The sequence below is a fragment of the Rhodococcus sp. As11 genome (assembly GCF_048957735.1).
In the GTDB taxonomy this organism is placed as follows: domain Bacteria; phylum Actinomycetota; class Actinomycetes; order Mycobacteriales; family Mycobacteriaceae; genus Rhodococcus; species Rhodococcus gordoniae.
Window position 1 is genome coordinate 18,046 of sequence record NZ_JARDJE010000032.1, and the last position, 16,439, is coordinate 34,484.

Sequence of the window (16,439 nt, forward strand, 5' to 3'; positions counted from 1 at the left end):
CGGTCGGAGCCTCCCTTTATCCTGATCGGCTCGAGATCCGACAGAAAGGCTTCATTCGTGAGCATTCCGACCCTCATCGCCGTTGTGCTGAGCGTGCTGCTGCTGGCCGGAGGCCAGTTGTGGCTGCGCCGCAACCGCGGCGATGACGCGCGCACCGCAGCAGGATTCGGCATCCAGGGCCTCGGTGCCCTACTTCTCGGCGGAGCGGTCATCCTCGACGGCACCAGCATCTACCTCACCGTTGCCATCGCCGCAGCCGCGCTCGTGCTGGTCGCGGTACTGGTGTGGCGCGCCGGTCAGGCCGCACAGCACCGCCGCACGGACGGAAACACTCAGTAAGCAGCAGGCCCCGACGGCGACCGTCGCCCCTTCGGCGACGACGCTCTGCGAGATCACCCTCGCCCAGAACATCCGAGCCAGAGCCACGGTAGACACCAGCGCCGAGACCGGTCGTACCGAACTGTCATGATCGGCGGCGCTCACCACAACACCGCCTTCGACGAAGGAGACGAGAGTCTGTGACGAAGATCGACGGCATGTTCAGCGGGGCCGATGTGGACGACGAAAACCTCCCCGGCCCGCGCGCTGACGCCACGCCGACGCCGGCCGCACCCGCCCACACCCTGCCGCCCACCGTGAGTCGTCGCACCTTCACCCTCGCCGAAACGGTCATCGACGCCGCCACCAACGCCCAGAAGCGCCTGCGCGGTGTCTATCCCGGCGCCCACGGCTCGCTCAACTCCTTCATCGAAGCCGCCATTGCCGACTACACCCACCGACTCGAACACACCTACAACGACGGACAGCCCTTCCCCGACGTCGAGAAGGTCCGGCGCCGCAAGAAGCGCACCGTCGGGCAGTGACGGCACCGACCGCCACGAACCAGCACGAACCGAGCACGACCGGATGATGTCCGCGAAGGGAACGCCATGCCCGACAAGCAAAGCCGCACTCAGGCTCTCTGCGAAATCTTCGCCTCACATGGCGAAGAAGCTATCAAGAACCACATCGCCCAGAACATCCGCGCTGCCAATGCAATGGCAGGAAAGTTCGACATCGAAGATCCCCGTACGATCATCGACAGGCTCGAGGCCGGTGAAACGCCCGACGATCTGATCAATGAGCTGCTCCCGCCCAGCGGGGACGCGGAGTAACCCCGCAGGGATCAGCGTCGTCGACCTTCCAGGGTGGACAGCAGAACGAACTTCGTGCCCATCAGATCGAACGCCGCCTCGCTGTCCCCGGCGACGAGAAGCTCCCGCTCACGGCCGTGCAGCGCCGCAATCGCGGTCTCGAGCTCATCGTCGGTCATGGCATCGGCGGCATTCCCGACAGCTCGCGTCCTGCCCTCCACGCGGCCGAGAGTAGCCACGGTGTCGTCCGCTGCACGCACAGCCCAGCAGCGAAAAGGCGATGGTCCCCGGCGGGGGGCGCCGGGGACCATCCTTCGACCCGTCAGGGAATCACTCACCTGTCGGGGAACTCGGGTGATTGCAGCGGTCACCGTAGCGGACGGGCGGATCGGCACCAAACAGGTGAAGCGGAAGCGACCGTCACAGGAGGAAGAGCCCTCGCAGTCAGTCCTCGACAGGCACGAGATCGCTCACGCGCGCCGGCCACGGATACGTGAGCGGGCTGTCGGCGTTGACCTCGATCATCGCCATGCCGGCGTCCTTATCGACGTCCTTGACGGTGAACACGAACGTGCCGAGTGCGCCGACCTCCACCTGATCGCCAGGCTTCATGGTGGTGCTTCTCCGATCGACACGACGGAAGGGGCGTGTCGTTTTCCCAGTTCAAACCATAATTTTAGCGAAGCTAATTTTCTGGATCACGGCGGGTCGCCCCATCTGCGATCCGGCCTGCTCGTTCACCTGACGAGCCGGGCCGCGGCGGCTCCTGCGTCTGCCTCGGCGGCCACTGCACCCCGGAGAACGGTGGCCCCGTATGGGGCGGAATGAGGATCTCCGCATCGCAGACGATGCACAGATAGGTGCGGTGTCCGGTGGCTCCCGAGGGGCGCAGGGCTGTCGCGCAGGTGCACGGTGTCCAGCCCACGACCACCCGGTGCGGTCCCAGTCGGTGCCCGTTCGGGCACCGTTTCGGTGCGCGTTCGTAGGACACCACACCACCGATTTTCGCACATGTGTTCGACTCGGGCGTTATAGTCGGTGGGCGGCAGGTCGATGGAGGGACGCGAGAGCGGACTTCGGGAAGCATCGGCCTGCCGCATCGTTTCCGCAGGAAACTCGGCATCGAGAGCGGAAGAACCTCCGATGCCGGGCACCCCGTTACCTTCTTCGTAGTCCCGCACCGCGGGGCCACGGTCGCCAAGTTCGGTATGACTTCTTGCCCCTGTCTCTCGAATGATCCGGGGGTGGTGTCGCCGAACCTGGTGGCGTCGATGGACCGCTGATAGGGACACGGCCGACTGGGCGCCTCGAGCACCAGGAAGGTCTCTTCGTAACGTGGGTGCCGGGTATCGACGTCGGATCGGTGACCGTCCGGAGCGGAACGAAAGGCACGCTTCATGGACCCGACCTACGCCGTGTTCTGCGGCATCGAAGTGGGCAAAGGCGAACACCACGCCGTCGGACTCGACCCCGCCGGCACCCGCCTGTTCGACAAAGCCCTGCCCAACGACGAGACCAAACTCCGCGCCGTGTTCGACCGCCTGGCCGAGCATGGTCCGGTGCTGGTGATCGTCGATCAGCCGAACACGATCGGCGCGCTGCCGGTCACCGTCGCCCGCGACTGTGGCCATGCCGTGGCGTACCTGCCGGGGCTCACGATGCGCCGCGTCGCCGACCTCTACCCCGGCCAGGCCAAAACCGATGCCCGAGATGCGTTCATCATCGCCGACACCGCCCGCACGATGCCGCACACGCTGCGCCGGGTCGATGTCGGCGACGAGGCCCTGGCCGAGCTCGGGGTCCTAGTCGGATTCGACGACGACCTCGCCGGCGAGGCCACCCGAATCAGCAACCGCATCCGCGGATTGCTCACCGGCATCCACCCCGCCCTCGAACGCGTCCTCGGCCCCAGGATCGCGCATCCGGCCGTGCTCGAAATCATGTCGAAGTACGGTGGACCGGTCGGCATCCGCAAGGCCGGCAAGCGCCGGCTCACCTCCCTCGCGACCAAGCACGCCCCACGGATAGGCACCCGACTGGCAGAGGAGATCCTCACTGCCCTGGATGCACAAACCGTGACGGTTCCGGGCAGCAACGCCGCCGAGATCGTCCTGCCGAAACTGGCCGACTCGTTGAAAGAAGTTGTGCACCAGCGCAGGAGCATCGCCGACGACGTCGAGAGGATGCTCGACGACCACCCTCTTTCCCCGGTCCTGATGTCGATGCCCGGCATCGGCGTCAGGACCGCAGCTCGCATCCTGCTAGAGGTCGGCGACGGTTCGGCGTTCGCGTCTGCGGCGCACCTGGCCGCCTACGCTGGTATCGCACCGGTGACCCACCGCTCCGGCTCGTCGATCCGCGGTGAGCATCCCGCTCGGTCGGGGAACCGCAAACTCAAACGGGCGTTGTTCCTGTCCGCGTTCGCCGCGTTGCACGACCCGACCAGCCGTGCCTACTACGACCGCAAACGGGCCGAAGGTAAGAAACACAACGCCGCCCTGATCTGCCTCGCACGGCGACGTTGCGACGTGCTCTACGCGATGCTCAAGAACAAAACCTTCTACCGGTCACCAACCGCAGAAGCGGCGTGAGCGCAGACCACGCGTTACTGGCGCACTCGTTTGGCCAGGTGGACCAGCGCATAGCCACGTGGAGTCGGAGTGCGGTGCGTCTCCTGATACCCGAATCGGGAGTACAGCCGCAGGTTGCCGAGGCTGTGCTCACCCGTGAACAGTTGCAGATCGGCGACCTGCTCAGGTAGTCGCTCTTCCACCAGCTCGAGCAGTCGACTACCCCGGCCCTGACCCTGCATGTCCGGAGCCACGACCAGCCGCCCCAACTCCGCGGTCCGGGGATCCGCCGAGATTCGATACACGCGCACGGCAGCGACGAGACGCCGGGCTTCATCGCGCAATCCGAACGCGGTCACGTCGGGCCGCGCCAACTCGATCACCAACTCGTCGAAGGACTGCGTCAACGGAGGAAGACTCAAGTCGTTGTGAGCCTGCGCCTCAGTCACATACGCAGCCCGCTGCAACGTCAGCAGCTCACCCGCGTCACCACTCGACAGCGTCACAACCGTTTCCATGCGTGTCGACTATTCCAGGCCCAGCCGGATCGCACTTCAGTGGCGTCCTCCGCGTGGTTGACACCGACATAGGGACACCCCCCGCACCGGCCTGAGTACCCGCCTCGGTCGCGGTCACTGCCGTCCCACAAAGCGGGGGAAGTGGGTCCGCCGGCACCGTCCTGCCCCTCGAACGACCGACCCGGGGGATCGACCAGGCTGCCACGGCGCCCTCGCGGGCGATGACATCACCGATGACCACCGCGGCCCCCGTCCATGGCGAGGGAGCAGTCGACGAGGTGCCCGGGGCGCAGAAGCCTCGGGAGGTACGCCGACGGCAGGGGCCGATCGCCTGGTCCGAGCATCGATCCCCCCATTCATAACGTACGTATCATGATACGTACGTTACGAACGGTGTTACGATGCCGGATACGGAACATCATCGGGTCGGGAGGGCGAGGTCATGGCCGAGGAAGCCAGAGGGGGACGGCGCCGCGAATACGCCACCGACGCCGACCGGGTACGGGCCTGGCGGCAACGCCAGAAAGACAAGGCCCGCGCCCAGCAACAACAGGACGCACTGCCGACCGATCCGACCTCGGCGATCGGCACCCTCGCCGACGCGGTACCACTGCTGCGCCGCGAAACCCAGGCGATGCTCGAGACGCTGACGACGATCGCGTCGTCGATCACCACCGCGACCGATCTGCTCACCGATCCGGCGGCGATCGATGCGCAGCTGCGGCGCGTGCAGGCCGAGGCCGACAAGGTCCGGGCCGACGCCGCCGCCGAGATCGCGGCACTGCGGGACGAACTCGACACCGCGCGCACCGAACGCGCCGACGCCGATGCCGCCGCCACGGCCGCCGACGCCGAGGCCACCGAGGCCCTCGCCCAGCTCACCGCAGCCCGGGCCGACCACGCCGCAGCCCACGACCGCTGGCAGCAGCAGCTCGATCAGGCCGCCGCGACCCACCGCGAGCAGATCGCCGGCCTCGAGCACCGGATCGAGCTGCTCACCGGGCAGCTCGACAAGCACCGCGAGCGGCTGACCCGAGCGATCGCCGCGAAAGACGCCGCGGCGGCCACCGCAGCCGAACACACCCGCCGGCTCGACGCCGAACTCACCGCCGCCCGCACCGCCGCGGCAGCCGAACGCGACCGCGCCGAGACCGCCCGCACCGACGCCGCCGCCGCACACGCGCAAGCCGAAGCCGCCCGCGAACGTATCGCCGAACTGCGCGCCGAACTCCAGGACCTGCGCACACCCCCGGCCGGCCCCTGAACCCCCCAGCCGGCTCCCTGTTCTGCCGACTGCCGCAGCTGGTCGACCTCGAGGTTCGAAAGGGGTCGACCTGGCATACTTCGATCCGGCCATCCCCGCCGTACCCCTTGCGGCGGGGATGGGTTCTGCGGTCAGGCACTCACTCATCGCCGACCAGGGCGGCGACGTCGTAGACACCCCTGGGGTGTCGTCTGCCCACCTGAACCCGGGGCCCTGCGGGAATCGCATCCGTCCAGAGTCGATGCATGGTCGAATCGTCTCGGGTGGCGTGCATGATGAGAGGCCACCGAACACGCACCGAGGACAACGATGTTCACCGTACTACGCGGGCTGATTCCGCACACGATCGACCACAGCCCACGCGCCAACCACCGAATCACACCGGCTCGGCACCCCCGCGCAGACGAAGGCCGACGCGGCAGCGCACACCCACGCCCAAGCGCAGATCGAGACATTGGACAGCTACCTCGGCTCGCTCACCGAGCAGGACCGCGCCGAGTACATCACCGCAGCACACGACCTCCACGATGCGATGAACGAGACCGGCACCGAGGACTTCCGCGCCTGCCACCGAGGGGGACGACCACCCGCCGACGACAACGTCCCCGACGGAATCCGATCGCTGCAGCAGCTGCGGGCACTCGCTCGCACCATCCGCACCTCGAGCCGGCCGGACCCGACGGAAATCCGTACTGCAACGAACGCAGGCACGTCCGCCGCGACTCCACACACAGACCCGGGAAACAACGACACCGACCCGGACCCGGCGAGGCGGCAGAAGCTATGAACCGCACCGGGAGTGAGGCCACGGCCACCGCGTTGGTGATCGCCGGCCGCAGCATCGACATCGACACCGCGGTCGCCAAGACCCACGGCTATCCGGCAGTGACCGTGACCCGCTACGACCTGCCCGGACCCGGACCCGCCGCGGTGATCACCGCCGACGAGATCGCCCGCACCCACAAGGTGCGCTCCCGCATCAGCCACGCCCAACGCGACTGGTTCATCCGCACCGCCGTCGACGCCCCATGGGCGCCGGTGCCGATCGAGGCACAGTTGGTCGACGCCGACCCGAACCTGGGCGGCGAACTCTACGACCATGCCGAAGCTCTCTACGAGCATTTCCGCACCGCCGCTCCCCGGCACGTGGGCTTAGCCAAGATCAGCAAGGTGCTCCACCCTCAAACGCCCAGGATTGTTCCCCATCCTCGACTCGAAGGTCATGGCGTTCTACCGGCCCCACGCTCGTGCCGCAGCTGCCCAATATCCCCACCGCGGCAGGCAAAAGATGTTCTGGGCAGCCATCCGCGACGACGTGTGCACCAACCTCGACAGCGGTGCCCTCCCGCTGCTGCGCCGCCGCCTGGAGCAGTCCGAGACCGAGCAGGTACGCCGGATCGCGAGCCTGACCGATGTGCGTCTGCTCGACCTGCTGACCTGGGCTGTCGCCTGAAATCCGAGTCCGGCAGGTATCAGCTCCTATGTCGGGTGGCCGACTGCAAGGTCATGCGGTCGAGGAGTTACGCAGTCGACCAACCGGAATGGCAGGACCGGTCATCGAAGCGCAGATCCGCCACATGAGCCACGGCCTCCTGATACGACGTGTATCCCTTGGAACGGTCCACCAAGCGGAGATCTATCTCGCCTTGGGTGTACCGATCGATGAAATAGACATCTCGGACCGACTGAGGGACCAATCGAGCGGTGTCGAACGAGCGCGTTCCCAGGTGGAGGGGGCTACGCGCCCGGTGCTCGGGACGGGGTTCGTTCTGGTAGAGAAAGCTCTGCGCGCTCCGACGCTGACATGCCCACCGAGACTCCCTTTCGTCAAGACAGGACGGTATAGGTGACCACCGACGGAACGGTCTCGAAGCTACCTTTGTGAGGCGGTGCCGGGCGCAGGACCTGTGTGCCGCATACACGAGCTGACCCGGCCGACACCACCTCCCCTTTCACCATGCAGTCGGACCCTCATGCCAAGCTTGATGGCGTGACCGCAACCCCCGTGTCGACGGACATCGTCGCCAAAGCCCAGCAGTTCCCTCGACTGCGTTATATGGGCTCGAAGTACCGGCTCCTGCCCCACCTCGAGCGCACTTTCGCCGATATCGGGGGTACTACGGCCGTCGACGCCTTCTCCGGCTCTGGTGTCGTGTCCTATCTGCTCAAGGCTCAGGGCTACCAGGTCACGAGCAACGACTTCCTTCACTTTCCCTCAGTTATCGCCCGCGCCACCGTCGAGAACTCCACCGTGCGCCTCGAAGCCGACCTCATCGACCAGATCTGCGGACCACCCGCCGATGACCGCGACTTCATCCAGTCCACTTTCGACGGCCTGTACTTCACCCCCGAGGACCGCAAGTTCCTCGACTCCGCCTGGTCTCACATCGACCAACTCCGCGGCTACCGCCGCGATCTGGCCATCTCCGCCCTGGTCCTTTCTGCGGCCCGGAGGCAACCCCGCGGGGTATTCACCTTCACCGATTCGACCCGCTACGCCGACGGCCGACGAGATCTACAAATGTCGCTGCGCGAGCACTTCCGCGAGCGGGCCGCCGAATACAACGCCACTGTGTTCAGCAACGGCACCAAGAGCCGCGCCGTCAGCGGCGACGTGTTCGATCTGCAGACCAACACCCCTGATCTGGTCTACCTCGACCCTCCCTACGCCCCGCCCAGCGACGACAACGACTACATCAAGCGTTACCACTTCCTCGAGGGGCTGAGCCTGTACTGGCGCGGTGTCACGATCATGGAGAACACCAAGACCAAGAAACTCGAAAAGCGATTCACCCCCTTCGCTTACAAACGCACCATCGAAGACGCCCTGCTGCGCACCTTCGAACACTTTCAGAACGCAGGCACAATCGTGCTGTCGTACTCGTCGAACGCCATTCCCGACCGCGACCGCATCGTCGACTTGCTCGGCAAGGTCAAAGAGTCGGTCGAGGTCATCGCCATCGACCACAAGTACAGTTTCGGCACCCACATCGCGGCCACACGCCGGGACGTCAGCGAATACCTGTTCATCGGGCGGGACCAGTGAGCCAAGCCGTTCCGTTCGAGCAGTACCTGTCCACCCTGGGCCGCCTCACCGCCCACGTCGACCCCACCGCCTCCACCCCCGAAGCAGAAGAGATTCGCGAAGCCGCCGAATCTCTCGCCTCACACCTGCCTGACAACTTCACGACCCAGCACCTCGCCGAGTGGATCGCGAACCATCCCGCACAGGTGCCGGTACTCGGTCTGACGGTGGGGCTCTCCCAGGAGAAACTGAAAAACGCCCTCAAAGACGCATTCGATACGTCCGGCTGGGTCACTCTCGCCCGCACCCGCCCTGCACAGCTCATCGACTGGCTGGAGGTCCACTTCGATCTGCTGAGGATGTTACGGGTCCAGCTTCACCGTCAATACGACTTCGGGGACGTGCTTGTCGCCCGAGCCGGCACCCGTGTCACGGCCACTCGCGCCGGCAAGTCCGGCCGCAAAGTCGAAGACGAGATCGAAGCCATCGTCAAAGATCTCGGCATCCCCTACAAGACCCGCACACGATTCACTGGACGTCAGGGGCGAACAGCTCCCTGCGATCTTGTCGTTCCAGATGGAAACTCCGCCGAAATCGTAGTTGCGGCAAAGGGGTTCGACTCCACCGGGAGTAAACTCACGGACGCTGTCCGAGAGATCGAGGAGATGGCCGACGTGCGCCTGCCTCGACAGTTCGTCATCGCGGTCATCGACGGCATCGGCTGGAAATCCCGCCAGGCGGACCTGCGCAGCATCCACCAACTATGGGTCGACCAGCAGATCGACGGCATGTACACCCTTGCCACCCTCGACCGGTTCCGTCACGATCTCGACGAGGCCGCCCGGCTTCGCCGACTACTCTGACCAACGGCTCACGCAAGCACCAATACGACTTCTTCGCTAGGTTCAGCCGGTCACTGCGTCCGGGCATCGTATTGGAGGGGGTCTCGACGGAGTGAGATGCAACTACGCACGCCCGGATCGAATCCCGAACGCCGATCTATGCCCCACCGGAGCCGGCACCGCCGCCGCTCGAGTTGAAGGGAAAGATCGGTCCACGGGTGCCGTCCGGACGCCGTGGCGCGATGCTCAAATATCCACTGGGCTTCCGATCATCCATGAGGTGGCGAAGGTGAAAACTCAGCCATCGGATCAGCCGTCCGATTCGCGATCGAGTCTTCGGCCCTTCAGCGCTTCCCGTATCGAGGGACGGGTTCGATCGAACATGACGTTCCATACCTCATGGTAACGACCAGCTCGTGCGACGCTCGTCGAACACGATGACTGGCCGCCGTGCCGTCCGGTCGATACCGCAGGACCTCAAAAGTTCGCAATCGCCGAAGTGAGCGGCTCGGGGTTCCTATCGCGCATTCCCGGCGGGGCCATTGGAGACTTCTCCTCAAGATCGAAGCGGCGACATCTTCGTTTTCGACGGTGGTAGGCGGGCCGAGGTAGGGTGTCAGGTCACCGACGCGGAGACGATCACGTCGATGAGCTCGTTGACGTTCGACAGTATGCGGGTGGAGTAGCGCTCGTGGATCTTGCCTTGCCGCATCTGGTGGATCCATTGCTTCTCGGTGACGACGACGTCGCAGTAGACGGCGGCGACCGGCAACGCGACGATGTCGACGAAGTCGTGTGGTTCCCATTTCTGTTGCTTCTGGCGGTGTTTGGCGCTGCGGAGAACGTTGGTGACATAGCGGGTGGGGAGGTCGTCGACGAAACGGATCCGATCGGAAACGGTGTGGTCGTTCTCGAACTGCTCGTAGGTGATCCCGATATTGCCCAGCGCAGTGGTCAGCGCGGGGCGGATGTCGCTGAAATCGGTTGCGCGAACGGCAACGTCGATGGCCTCGCCAGTGATGTTGTGGTGCTCGAGGGTGTCAGCCACCAGATTTTCGAAATCGACGAATTGTTCGCCGAAAGACGAGTCGGTGAGGTCGAAGCCGAGTTCACGGTAGGTCGAGGGTCCGGCGCGAAGCAGCGCTTCCTCAAGGTACTGGGATACGACGGTGCGCAGCTGATCTCGGACGCCGGGCGGGAGCGCGTTCGCTTCATCCGGGACGTTGTCGAGGTCGGGCCAGGTAATGCGGTTGCCCGCAATGTGGCGTATGCCTATGCCGAACAGCTGCGGGGTGCGCGGACGAGAAGGATACCCGTAGCGGCGTTGGAGCGCGCAGTCGAGTTCGTAATCCAACACGCTGAACGGTGTCGTCATCGTGTGCTGCCGGGAGAGTTCGCGCATGACATCGACGAGCTGGTTACGGGAACGATCGGCGCCTCGCCTGCCGGTTTCCCAGTATCGGTAAAGATCCAGAGGAAACGAAACGGCCCCGGACTGGACGGCTGCGCGGCACACCGCCAGTGCGTCTTCGAAGTCCTTGCCCCGCGGGTGTCCGACTGCCGCGCGTGCCAGATCGATCCATTTGTTCTGGTCGAGATAGATGCGCAGCATGTTCCATGCTTTCTGCCGGGCGGAATCGAGACAGTAGACCGGCGGAGTGAGTTTCAACGGTTGATAGAAATAGGTGATAAAGTAAAGCGTACACGGTCGATGTGGTCGATCAACTGAGCCGGTAAGGGGCGGATCTTGGGAGAAGCTGAGCTTTCCGCATACGCGGTCGAACGGTTCGGAGGCGTCGCCGCGCTTGTGCACAACGCGGTGATCGAGACCGTCCACGAGGCGCAGGATGCTGCCTTACGGGTCCACGCCGAACACGGACTTCCGGAGCGGGACCCGTACGGCACGGCGCTGCGGGGGCACCTGAATCGGCGGCTGCTCCGGAAACTGCGGGACGTCCCGGGAATCTCGGCCCGCAAACCGGCCGGGCATCGCGCGCGCTACGAGTTCCCCGTCATCGAGGAAACCGGAGTGGTGTTGTACTGGTGGCGAGTCCCCGGCGAGGGACGAGTTCCGTTGCCCGAGGTCAGGCTGCCGAGAGTGTCGCACTTGCAACAGCACCTGATGACGCTGACTCCTACCACTGTGGAGTCTCAGATGACGCTCGACCACGCCTTGATGAGCGAGGAGGAAATCGACCAGCTCTTCACCGACGAAGAACAGTTCCGTGCGCAGATGACCCGGGTCGGCGGCCGCACCGTGACGTTGTGGGTGTCGGCGTCCCCTGACGGACTGTTCGACTTCGGCTGGGGCGATGCGGAATTGGTGAACGCGAAGACCGGGCAGCTGGCCTGGCCGCGATGGGAATCGCTCGCCGATGCCGCCATTGTCGCCCCGGCACTGCACCCGGTCGGCCACAGCGGCGCGAAGGCGGACAGGTTCGATTCGGACGTCGAGGACGACACAGGATTCGATTTGTCCGTGCGCACGCCCACCGAAGCGGTCGTCCCGGAACAGCAGCACACCGACGAACGGATCTCCGGTAGCGAGGAGCGTTGAGTACACGCGAGGCAGGGCAGCTGCATCTTCTGCAGGATGGTGATCTGGCCGCGACCGAACTCGGTCGCGGCGCGTTCGACGCAGCACGTCTGACTCAGGCCCGCCGCCTGGTAGGGATGACCAAGAAGGCCGTCGCGGATCGGATCGGAGTCTCGGCGGTGGCAGTCGGCCAGTGGGAGGCCGGCACCGCGAGCCCCCGACCGGACAACGTCGACGCTTTGGCCCGGGTCCTCGACGTCCCGGTCGCCTTTCTCGCCGCTGGCCGCCCGTACGCGCGCCTCGATGCTGCCGACGCTCATTTCCGCAGTCTGCGCCGGACCCCGGTCAGTCAACGAGACAAAGCGATCTCCTTCACCGAACAGGTCTGGGAACTGACCTATGCCCTGGAAAAGCGGGTGCGGCTCCCAGCCGTCGCCCTTCCCGGATTCTCCGCCGGAGAAGTCGAGCAGACCGATTTCCCCACCGATCCGGTGGCCGCGGCGCGAGCACTGCGCCAGCACTGGGGCCTGGGCACGCGCCGGATCTCCCGCATGGTGCGCACGATGGAACAGCACGGCATCATCGTCACCCTGGTGCCGTTCGCCGGCACAGCAACCGCAAGCGTCGACGCCTTCTCCACATCCAAGCTGCCGCGGCCCATCGTCGTGCTCACCCCTGACCGCGCAGACGATGTGTATCGGCACCGGTTCAGCGCTGCGCACGAACTCGGACATCTGTTGATGCACAGCGCTTGTCTGCCGGGAGACACCCAGCAGGAGCGGGAAGCGGACCTGTTCGCCGCCGAGTTCTTGACACCGCAAGCCCAGATCACCCCGCTGCTACCGCCGCGACTCGATTTCGCCAAACTCGGCGAGTTGAGTGTGCAGTGGGGTGTATCGGTCGATTCGCTTCTGCGCCGATGCAAGGAGGTTGGGGCAGTCTCCGAAGCGACCTATCGACGCGCACACCAACGGCTGGCCGCACTCCGTTCCTCGGGCCTGTTCGTCCACGAGCCGGTCGACAGTTATCCAGGGGAAAAGCCGGCACTGCTTCGGTCGGCGTTCGAGGTGGCCGAATCTCACGGATTCACGCTCAAGGAGCTCGCCGCCGAACTGCGAATAACCCTTCCCCGTCTGCGACTTCTCCTCGGCCAGGGAGACACCCGACCGGAACTGAAGCTCGTCTGACCACGTGGGGGTCACCATTGTTGGTCTTCGGCATCGAACGGGACTGCAGTCCCAGGTCCCGCAGATGCACCTCAGCAGAAGGGTGTCTCCGTCGCCGGAGCGCGATACCTCGGGTCCGCCGAGAAGTGCTCGGGACCCTTCACATCCACTACCGCCATCGGAAGGTACGTACCGGCGAGACTATCCATTTTCCCTGCTCGGATCTCTGACATCTCGACATCTCCAGCGTGATCCAACGGACGACCTCGATCCTCAGAGCGATGCCCTTGCTGTCGGTCACCACAAGCGCGTGCCCAAGGGCTCAAGATGGGCATCGAGGCGATTCAAGTTTCATGTGCTCACCCTATGCCCGCTAGCAACGAACCTGTCGGTGCCTCATGACAATCTTCAGTACAGCTACTTTAACTCTGTGTGAGAGGAGGTGCCCGGTGGGCGATCCACACCCAAGGTCTCACCTGCAGGCCGCCGCTTGGGTGCCCGATGATAATCCCGAGCGTCCGTGGGATGAGGCTGCAGGTCTTGCTGCCGACTGGATCTGGGAGCGCAGTGAAACTGAAGGGGTCGAGCCGCTCCTGGTGACCAACACCCTCCAGAAGGCTTGGGGCATCGAGCGTCTGGAAGAGATTATTCAAGCTGGCGGTCAGGCAACGCCACAGAGCAAGAAACGATTCGATCGTGGTCCGGTACTGGCCTACGTGCCGGACGAGCGGACCTTGAATCTCGCACTCGACCTCGCTCGCGGTTACTCGATCGCTGTGGTCGAGACCGTGAGCTTCCCGCTTGCTGAGTGGGCAGCAGGTGTCGGAGCGGTCAATCTGCTGGACGGCAGCGCCAGCGCTGGCAATCTGTCGGACGTTGTCATAGCGGACCTTGACCACGCAGTGTTCTTCGGTGGAAATAACGGCTGGACCGGGTCGCACGAGAAAACGCACGCTCGCAATCACTTGGTACGTCATGTCCAGGCAGGTCTCATCACGCCGGAGCAGGCAGCATCCTACGTAATGGCCGTGGGAGTCTCGGGCCGCGGCGCCACGCGCCTACGCCGGCTCCTCGAGAAGGTTGGGTGAGATCGCGCTATGGCAGGAACGAAGTTCTACCGGTATCACTGGAACCGACTCGAGAAGGGTTCCACCGTCGTAGTGCGCCTGAGCACGGCAGCCAATGTCCGCCTCATGGACAGCACCAACTTCAACGCCTACAAGAACGGTCGGAACCATCGTTGCAGCGGTGGTCTGGTCACGAAGACGCCGTTCCGCATTCGCGTTCCACGTACCGGTAGTTGGTACGTAACAATCGATCTCATGGGACTCAAGGCCACGAGTGTCCGGCACTCAGTGGAGGTGGAACCCCCGCCGCTGCCTGCTGCGAAGTCCGATCCACTGCAGTCCCTAGACGGAATCCGCCACGAGCGCCCCCCGCTCGGGCCAGACGACAACGGCGAGACCTGGGATGTGTTCATCTCCCACGCGAGCGAGGACAAGGAGCGTGTCGCGGAGCCGCTCGCCGAAGAACTGCGCGTCCGTGGGCTCAGGGTCTGGCTCGATAAGACCGAGCTGCGGATCGGGGACAGCCTGCGCCGCAAGATCGACTACGGGCTTGCGCACAGTGCGTTTGGAGTCGTCATCTTGTCCAAGTCCTTTTTCGCAAAGGGGTGGCCTCAATACGAGCTGGACGGAATCGTGGGAATGAGCGTCGATGGCAACCAGCGGATGCTGCCGATCTGGCACGAAATTTCGAGAGACGAGATTGCCAGGCAGTCGCCGTCCCTGGTCGACAAGATCGCCCGCAACACCTCTGTGAGCACCGTGGCAGATATCGCGGCCGAGATCGCCGAGGTCGTTCAAGACGCCGTCGATGTGTAGCGTCATTCGGGAGCTACACCCTCATCTGAAACTGGCTGCCACATCGTCAGGCGGTTGATCCGCGGGGCTGTTCACGTTATCGTTTGTGTCAACGATGCCCGCCAAGGCTAGAGCGCAAGCTTCCTCACTTCGGCGGGCTCTTTACTATCATTATTCCGGTGAAGCCGTTTCTCACCGTTGAGCAGCAGGTACAGAAGCTCCGGGACAATGGGCTCGCTCTTGCCGGTACCGACTTGGCCCTGGTCCAGCAGCTCCTCTGTGACCACAACTACTACCGACTGAGCGGCTACTTCCGGTATTTCCAGATCAACCCAGCCGCCGGCAACAATCGGTTCGATGTCAGCGCTACGTTCGCCGACATTCGAGCGGCCTATCTTTTCGACCAGCAGCTGGCCAGAAAGCTCCACGAAGGACTGGCAGAATTTGAGGTAGTTTTCCGCTCCCAGCTTGCGTACCTGATGGGCCAGTCCACCGGGCCCGACGGCTACCTGGAGGAGACGGCGTACGAGTACCGGAACGGGGCTCGCGATACGCTGTTCAAGTCCATCCAGGAGGATCTCGGTCGCTCTACCGAGCGGTTCTCCAAGCACCATGAGACCCGTGGCGAACCCATGCCGATCTGGGCAGCTGTCGAGGTGATGTCTTTGGGCACCACCTCGAAGATGTACGGCCTCACAACTGATGTCGAGGGCGTATTGAAGCCTCTGGCAACCAGGTTCGATCTCAAGCACAGTCACGCAGCTCGCACATTTCGCGCGATGACCGTGCTGCGAAACGTCTGCGCGCATCACGGTCGGATCTGGAACCGAAGCCACGGCGTCGAGCTCGAGGCGCCCCGCAAGGTGCAGACCGATCGCGATAAATCTATCTACAAGAACACGCCCTGGGCCTGGATCATGACGCTTGCCCATCTGGTCGACACCGTCCGCAACACCCATGACTACTCCGACGCCCTCTGGGACTTTATCGAAGCCGAACCCGCCTGGCTCTGCGATGGACTGACGCATCCGTCGCTAAAGTAGCCCTGTGACAACTGTGGCTGGCTGACGAAAGTCGGTTCAGTGACACCTGATGGGGACTGGATCTGCACATCGGTCCTGCTCGGTGAAGGTGTGCATCCAGATGTGTGGCACCGAGAGTCTCAACTAGGGTATCAACCTCCCAGCTCCGCTGTCATCCGAAGGACGGCCGGTTGGGCTCACCGCCACGGAAGTCAGATCCCCGAACCATCCTGAGGTTGGACGCGACCGGCCGCCAGTGGGGACCGCAGCACACCACTGCAACAGATGTGCTGTTTGACGATCCCCAAACAGCACACCCCGAAACGGCCCGGCACTCGATCGTGTCCTGCGGAAGACGGCCGTCCGACCGTCCTGTTTAACCGTCCTGCATATCGGTCTCGTATAGCTGACCCAAACAGCACGATCGTCGCCTCATGGACGGAATCCTGATCGGCTATGCCCGATGCAGCACCGCGGGCCAAGACCTGCGAGCGCAACGCA

Annotated in this window: 18 protein-coding genes; 14 read left to right on the forward strand and 4 right to left on the reverse strand. The window is 64.3% G+C overall.

Annotated features, from left to right (window positions below):
* Nucleotides 1–57: 57 nt before the first annotated feature.
* The 3 genes from PV766_RS23115 to PV766_RS23125 all read left to right on the forward strand — a co-directional run bounded on the left by PV766_RS23115 (nt 58) and on the right by PV766_RS23125 (nt 1,154).
* Nucleotides 58–339 (forward strand): hypothetical protein, encoded by a 282-nt coding sequence (locus PV766_RS23115; protein ID WP_264722276.1) that lies wholly within the window; start codon nt 58–60, stop codon nt 337–339.
* Nucleotides 340–518: 179 nt separating this feature from the next.
* Nucleotides 519–863 carry a hypothetical protein gene (locus PV766_RS23120; protein WP_264722275.1) on the forward strand — a complete coding sequence of 115 codons (345 nt, stop codon included), beginning with the start codon at nt 519–521 and terminating at the stop codon, nt 861–863.
* A gap of 66 nt (nt 864–929) precedes the next feature.
* Nucleotides 930–1,154, forward strand: a complete 225-nt coding sequence (locus PV766_RS23125) for a hypothetical protein (RefSeq protein ID WP_033098729.1) — start codon at nt 930–932, stop codon at nt 1,152–1,154.
* 11 nt (nt 1,155–1,165) lie between these two features.
* Here PV766_RS23125 and PV766_RS23130 read toward each other — a convergent pair whose 3' ends face one another.
* Complete coding sequence (locus tag PV766_RS23130; protein ID WP_219130691.1) at nt 1,166–1,312, reverse strand: hypothetical protein; 147 nt, start codon at nt 1,310–1,312, stop codon at nt 1,166–1,168.
* 265 nt (nt 1,313–1,577) lie between these two features.
* On the reverse strand, nt 1,578–1,745 hold the full coding sequence (locus PV766_RS23135; RefSeq protein WP_421098003.1) for a hypothetical protein: 168 nt from the start codon (nt 1,743–1,745) through the stop codon (nt 1,578–1,580).
* Nucleotides 1,746–2,530: 785 nt separating this feature from the next.
* Here PV766_RS23135 and PV766_RS23140 point away from each other — a divergent pair.
* On the forward strand, nt 2,531–3,724 hold the full coding sequence (locus PV766_RS23140) for an IS110 family transposase (RefSeq protein WP_421098004.1): 1,194 nt from the start codon (nt 2,531–2,533) through the stop codon (nt 3,722–3,724).
* Nucleotides 3,725–3,738: 14 nt separating this feature from the next.
* Here PV766_RS23140 and PV766_RS23145 read toward each other — a convergent pair whose 3' ends face one another.
* Nucleotides 3,739–4,221, reverse strand: coding sequence for a GNAT family N-acetyltransferase (locus PV766_RS23145; protein ID WP_054720494.1), 483 nt, complete (start codon nt 4,219–4,221; stop codon nt 3,739–3,741).
* Between the two features lie 442 nt (nt 4,222–4,663).
* Here PV766_RS23145 and PV766_RS23150 point away from each other — a divergent pair, with 442 nt between their 5' ends.
* The 5 genes from PV766_RS23150 (at nt 4,664) to PV766_RS23170 (ending at nt 9,373) form a co-directional block, all read left to right on the forward strand.
* Entirely contained in the window at nt 4,664–5,485 is an 822-nt protein-coding gene (locus PV766_RS23150; protein WP_421098005.1) for a hypothetical protein, read from the forward strand.
* Nucleotides 5,486–5,939: 454 nt separating this feature from the next.
* Nucleotides 5,940–6,272, forward strand: coding sequence for a hypothetical protein (locus tag PV766_RS23155; protein ID WP_421098006.1), 333 nt, complete (start codon nt 5,940–5,942; stop codon nt 6,270–6,272).
* 501 nt (nt 6,273–6,773) lie between these two features.
* Nucleotides 6,774–6,938: a hypothetical protein gene (locus PV766_RS23160; RefSeq protein ID WP_421098007.1), complete on the forward strand. Its 165-nt coding sequence runs from the start codon at nt 6,774–6,776 to the stop codon at nt 6,936–6,938.
* Nucleotides 6,939–7,541: 603 nt separating this feature from the next.
* Entirely contained in the window at nt 7,542–8,531 is a 990-nt protein-coding gene (locus PV766_RS23165; protein WP_421098014.1) for a DNA adenine methylase, read from the forward strand.
* The gene (locus PV766_RS23170; RefSeq protein ID WP_254584458.1) at nt 8,528–9,373 is read left to right on the forward strand and encodes a hypothetical protein; all 846 of its coding nucleotides are present in this window, start codon (nt 8,528–8,530) and stop codon (nt 9,371–9,373) included. The genes PV766_RS23165 and PV766_RS23170 overlap by 4 nt, the downstream gene beginning before the upstream one ends.
* A 595-nt stretch (nt 9,374–9,968) precedes the next feature.
* Here PV766_RS23170 and PV766_RS23175 read toward each other — a convergent pair.
* Nucleotides 9,969–11,189 carry a hypothetical protein gene (locus PV766_RS23175; RefSeq protein WP_421098008.1) on the reverse strand — a complete coding sequence of 407 codons (1,221 nt, stop codon included), beginning with the start codon at nt 11,187–11,189 and terminating at the stop codon, nt 9,969–9,971.
* Here PV766_RS23175 and PV766_RS23180 point away from each other — a divergent pair.
* The 5 genes from PV766_RS23180 (at nt 11,172) to PV766_RS23200 (ending at nt 15,959) form a co-directional block, all read left to right on the forward strand.
* Nucleotides 11,172–11,909, forward strand: coding sequence for a hypothetical protein (locus PV766_RS23180; protein ID WP_421098009.1), 738 nt, complete (start codon nt 11,172–11,174; stop codon nt 11,907–11,909). The genes PV766_RS23175 and PV766_RS23180 overlap by 18 nt on opposite strands.
* Nucleotides 11,906–13,075, forward strand: a complete 1,170-nt coding sequence (locus PV766_RS23185; RefSeq protein ID WP_421098010.1) for a helix-turn-helix domain-containing protein — start codon at nt 11,906–11,908, stop codon at nt 13,073–13,075. Before PV766_RS23180 ends, PV766_RS23185 begins: the two co-directional genes overlap by 4 nt.
* Nucleotides 13,076–13,503: 428 nt before the next feature.
* Nucleotides 13,504–14,142: a hypothetical protein gene (locus tag PV766_RS23190; RefSeq protein WP_421098011.1), complete on the forward strand. Its 639-nt coding sequence runs from the start codon at nt 13,504–13,506 to the stop codon at nt 14,140–14,142.
* Nucleotides 14,143–14,151: 9 nt separating this feature from the next.
* Nucleotides 14,152–14,937: a DUF1883 domain-containing protein gene (locus PV766_RS23195; protein ID WP_421098012.1), complete on the forward strand. Its 786-nt coding sequence runs from the start codon at nt 14,152–14,154 to the stop codon at nt 14,935–14,937.
* 158 nt (nt 14,938–15,095) lie between these two features.
* Nucleotides 15,096–15,959 (forward strand): Abi family protein, encoded by an 864-nt coding sequence (locus PV766_RS23200; RefSeq protein WP_421098013.1) that lies wholly within the window; start codon nt 15,096–15,098, stop codon nt 15,957–15,959.
* Nucleotides 15,960–16,439 lie beyond the last annotated feature (480 nt).